The sequence below is a fragment of the Phaeospirillum tilakii genome (genome assembly GCF_042683125.1).
Lineage (GTDB): Bacteria > Pseudomonadota > Alphaproteobacteria > Rhodospirillales > Magnetospirillaceae > Phaeospirillum > Phaeospirillum tilakii.
The window spans coordinates 1-506 of record NZ_JBHUIY010000136.1; the positions used below are offsets into that span (position 1 = coordinate 1).

Annotated in this window: 1 protein-coding gene; it reads left to right on the forward strand. The window is 60.1% G+C overall.

Annotation, left to right across the window (positions count from 1 at the left end; all coding sequences use genetic code 11):
* Positions 1-119 precede the first annotated feature (119 nt).
* Positions 120-260 carry a hypothetical protein gene (locus tag ACFSNB_RS18845; protein ID WP_377319364.1) on the forward strand — a complete coding sequence of 47 codons (141 nt, stop codon included), beginning with the start codon at positions 120-122 and terminating at the stop codon, positions 258-260.
* Positions 261-506 lie beyond the last annotated feature (246 nt).

Below are 506 nucleotides of genomic sequence, written 5' to 3' on the forward strand. Positions count from 1 at the left end.
GGCGTAATGCCAGAACGGAGCTGCACGTAGCAGCAAACGACCTTAACCGGTCGCTCGTCCCGCAGGGTTCATCCCTCGCGGACGGCTCTTCGGGACATCAACCCTGAGGAGTACAAAAAGTGCGCAAGCTCTTGATCGTGGTCGCTGTCCTGTTCAGCGCCGTCGCGTACGCGACTGTGCAGGCCACGGATGCGGCCGTCACTGCGGTGAAAGCCCGCAACGCCAAGCTGGAAGCCGCCATCGCGGAGGCCTCCAAGTAATCGACCCGTAAGGGTTATTTCCCCGTCATGGGGGTGGTCACACCCCGATGCCGGAGGGGTGTGCCATTTTTCTTTTCCCCCGGCATGGGGAAGCAAAAATGGAAAGTCTGTTCCTGACTCACCTGTCGCAGCAAGCTGCTCAGGCTCAACGCCTCAATGCAAATCGAGGCTCCAAGGATGGGCACTGGTACGCCAGGCTCATCGCAGCCAACCCCCAAATCGTTCGGTCCTTCATGGACCACGAGG